The organism is Pseudomonas sp. P4_C3 (assembly GCF_056402075.1).
On record NZ_JBFUIC010000347.1, the window covers coordinates 1 to 3,978 of the forward strand.

Annotated in this window: 4 protein-coding genes; all 4 read left to right on the forward strand. The window is 61.4% G+C overall.

Features of this window, described 5'->3' with window-relative positions; translation table 11 throughout:
• On the forward strand, positions 1-1,155 hold a 1,155-nt coding region (locus AC1DVH_RS27235), incomplete at its 5' end, for an extracellular solute-binding protein (protein ID WP_477756407.1).
• The gene (locus AC1DVH_RS27240) at positions 1,155-2,216 is read left to right on the forward strand and encodes a microcin C ABC transporter permease YejB (RefSeq protein ID WP_477756408.1); all 1,062 of its coding nucleotides are present in this window, start codon (positions 1,155-1,157) and stop codon (positions 2,214-2,216) included. The genes AC1DVH_RS27235 and AC1DVH_RS27240, both read left to right, overlap by 1 nt.
• A complete protein-coding gene (locus AC1DVH_RS27245; RefSeq protein WP_477756409.1) occupies positions 2,216-3,238 on the forward strand; it encodes an ABC transporter permease in 1,023 nt (340 codons plus the stop codon). The genes AC1DVH_RS27240 and AC1DVH_RS27245 overlap by 1 nt, the downstream gene beginning before the upstream one ends.
• A 13-nt stretch (positions 3,239-3,251) precedes the next feature.
• Positions 3,252-3,978 (forward strand): ATP-binding cassette domain-containing protein (locus AC1DVH_RS27250; protein WP_477756410.1); only part of this gene is annotated, 727 nt, incomplete at its 3' end.

Sequence of the window (3,978 nt, forward strand, 5' to 3'; positions counted from 1 at the left end):
CCCGATTGGTGGGGCAAGGACCTGCCGGTCAGTCGTGGCCTGTACAACTTCGATCACTTCAGCATCGAGTACTTCGGCGATACCGACGTGGCGCGCCAGGTCCTGCGCGGCGGCGCCTTTGACTACAACCGGGAATTTTCCGCCACCGGCTATTCCATCGGCTACGACAGCCCGGCCCTGAGCGACGGTCGCCTGCAAAAGGCCCACCTCGCCACCGAGGCACCGCAGCCGGCCCAGGGTTTTGTGTTCAATCTGCAAAAGCCCATGTTCCAGGACCGTCGCGTGCGCCAGGCGCTGGTGATGTTGTGGGACTTCGAGTGGAGCAACCGGCAGATGATGCGTGACATGTACATCCGCCAGCAGAGCTTCTTTTCCAACACCGACCTCGCGGCCCGGCAACTGCCGGATGCCGGTGAGCTGGCGATTCTCGAACCGCTGCGCGGGCAGATTCCCGACGAAGTCTTCACCCAGGTGTTCGAAGCACCGAAGACCGATGGCAGCGGCGTGATTCGCGACAAGCAGCTGCAAGCCCTGGACTTGCTCGAACAGGCCGGCTGGAAACCCGTTGGCGACCAACTGGTCAATGCCGACGGCGAGCCGCTGAGCTTCACCTTCCTGGTCAGTCAGAACGGCATGGACCGCCTGCTGCTGCCCTATAAGCGCACCTTGAAACAGATCGGCATCGACCTGAACATCCGCCGCATCGACTCGTCCCAGTACGTCAATCGCCTGATGAACCGCGACTACGACATGATCGTCACCGGCTACCCTGTCACCACCTCTCCGGGAAACGAACTGCTCAATTATTTCGGYTCGGCGGCAGCCACCGACCCTGGTTCCAACAACTACATGGTGTTGAAGAACCCGGCGGTGGACACGCTGATCACCGGGCTGATCCGCGCCAATACCCAGGCTGACATGCTGCATTACGCCCATGCCCTGGATCGGGTGCTGCAATGGAATTACTACTGGATTCCCAACTATTACCCGCCGGGCACCTCGACGGTGTGGTGGAACCGCTTTGGCATCCCGAACGTGCAGGCGAGCAATGACGAAGCCATCGAGAGCTGGTGGGAGATGAGCACCACGCCATTGACCAACCAACAGATGACGGCCGAGCGTATCAGCCGTGGCAAACCCGGAGGGCCGCACTGATGTGGGCTTACATATTGCGGCGCCTGCTGCTGATCATTCCGACGCTGGTGATCATTCTCCTGGTCAACTTTGTCATCGTCCAGGCAGCGCCGGGCGGGCCGGTCGAACAGGCCATCGCACACCTGCAAGGCATTGGCGGCGCCGCAGTCGGCGGCGGTTCCGGCGAAGCCATGAGTGGCAAGTCCCGGGCCAGTCGCGGGCTCGATCCGCAGCTGATCAAGGACATTGAAAAACAGTACGGCTTCGATAAACCGGCACACGAACGCCTCTGGCTGATGCTCACCAGCTACGCGCGCCTGGACTTCGGCAAGAGCTTCTTCCGCGGTGCCACCGTCACCGACCTGATCCTCGAAAAAATGCCCGTGACCATTTCCCTCGGGCTTTGGGCGACGCTGATCACCTATCTGGTGTCGATTCCCCTGGGCATCCGCAAGGCCGTGCACCATGGCAGCCAGTTCGACATCTGGAGCAGTACCGCGATCATCATCGGCTATGCCATGCCGGCGTTCCTGTTTGCGATGTTCCTGATCGTGGTCTTTGCCGGTGGCACTTCGCTGAACTGGTTCCCGGTTCGCGGGCTGGTCTCGGACAACTTCGAATCGCTGTCGACCATAGGCAAAGTGGCCGACTACTTCTGGCATCTGGTGTTGCCGGTGACCGCGCTGGTGATCGGCGGTTTCGCCACGCTGACCATCCTGACCAAGAACTCGTTCCTCAATGAAATCACCCGCCAGTACGTGGTCACCGCCCGGGCCAAGGGTTTGAGTGAACGGCGGGTACTGTATGGACACGTATTCCGCAACGCCATGCTGCTGGTGGTGTCGGGCATACCCCAGGCCTTTATCAGTGTATTTTTTGCCGGCTCCCTGCTGATCGAAGTGATCTTCTCCCTCGACGGCCTGGGCCGCATGAGCTACGAAGCGGCGGTATCCCGGGACTATCCGGTGGTGTTCGGTTCGCTGTTCATCTTCACCCTGTTCGGCCTTTTGATAAAACTGGTCGGCGACCTCTGCTACACCCTGGTCGACCCGCGTATCGACTTTGCCGCGAGGAACGCCTGATGCTCAAGCTTTCACCGCTGGCGCGTCGGCGCTTCGAGCGCTTCAAGAGAAACCGCCGGGGCTGGTGGTCGCTCTGGCTGTTTGTCGGCCTGTTCCTGATGACCCTGGGCGGCGAACTGATCGCCAACGACAAACCGCTGATGGTCAGCTATCAAGGCCAGTGGTACTTCCCGGTCTTCAAGCGCCACACCGAACTGGAGTTCGGCGGGCATCTGCCGTTCCAGGCCGACTACCGCAGCGACTACGTGCAGAAGTTGATCAAGAAGGACGGTGGCTGGTTGCTGTTTCCGCCGATTCCGTTCAGTGACGACACGCCCAACTATGACCTGGATAAACCCGCCCCCAGCCCGCCCTCCAGCGTCAATTGGCTGGGCACCGACGACCAGGCACGGGACGTTCTGGCCCGGGTGATCTTCGGTGCCCGGGTGTCGATCCTGTTTGCCTTGATGCTGACCTTTGTCAGTGCCCTGATCGGCATCGCGGCCGGGGCCCTGCAAGGCTATTACGGCGGCTGGGTGGATTTGCTCGGCCAGCGCCTGCTGGAGGTGTGGTCCGGGTTGCCGGTGCTGTATCTGCTGATCATCCTGTCGGGCTTCGTCGAGCCGAATTTCTGGTGGCTGCTGGGGATCATGGSGCTGTTTTCATGGCTGGCCCTGGTGGACGTGGTGCGCGCCGAGTTCCTGCGCGGGCGCAACCTGGAGTACGTCAAGGCCGCGCGCGCGCTGGGCCTGACTGACCGCAAAGTCATCGTGCGGCACATTCTGCCCAACGCCATGAACGCGACCTTGAGCTACTTGCCGTTCATTCTCACCGGGGCGATTTCCACCCTGACGGCGCTGGACTTCCTCGGCTTCGGCATGCCTGCGGGCAGCGCTTCCCTGGGCGAACTGATCGGCCAGGGCAAGCAGAACCTGCAAGCGCCGTGGTTGGGCCTGACGGCGTTCTTCACCCTGGCGCTCATTCTTTCTTTACTGGTGTTCATTGGCGAAGCGCTGCGCGACGCTTTTGATCCCCGCTCTTGATGCGGATGTTGATATGACCAACCTGATCGAAATCCGTGACCTCAGCGTGGCCTTCAGCGGCCAGACCGTGGTGCGCAATCTGTGCCTGGACATCCGCCCCGGCGAATGCCTGGCGCTGGTGGGTGAATCGGGCTCGGGCAAGTCGGTGACGGCCCACTCGATCCTGCAACTGCTGCCACAAACCGATACCGAGACGACGGGCAGCATCCGCTATCGCGGCCAGGAACTGGTGGGCGCCGATGCCGGCAAGTTGCGAAAACTGCGCGGCAATCGCATCGCGATGATCTTCCAGGAGCCGATGACCTCCCTCAACCCGCTGCACAGCATCGAAAAGCAGATCGGCGAAACGCTGCTGGTGCACAAAGGCCTGGCGGGCAAGGCGGCGCAAGAGCGGATTCTTGAATTGCTGCACCTGGTGGGCATCCAGAAACCCGAGGAACGCCTCAAGGCCTATCCCCATCAATTGTCCGGCGGGCAGCGCCAGCGGGTGATGATCGCCATGGCCCTGGCGTGCGAACCGGAACTGCTGATCGCCGACGAACCGACCACTGCGCTGGATGTGACAGTGCAGCGCAAGATCCTGTTGCTGCTCAAATCCCTGCAACAGCGACTGGGCATGTCGCTGCTGCTGATCAGCCATGACCTCAACCTGGTACGCAGCATCGCCCAGCGCGTGTGCGTGATGAAGGCCGGGGAAATCGTCGAGCAGGCGCCTTGCGAAGTCCTTTTCACCGAACCGA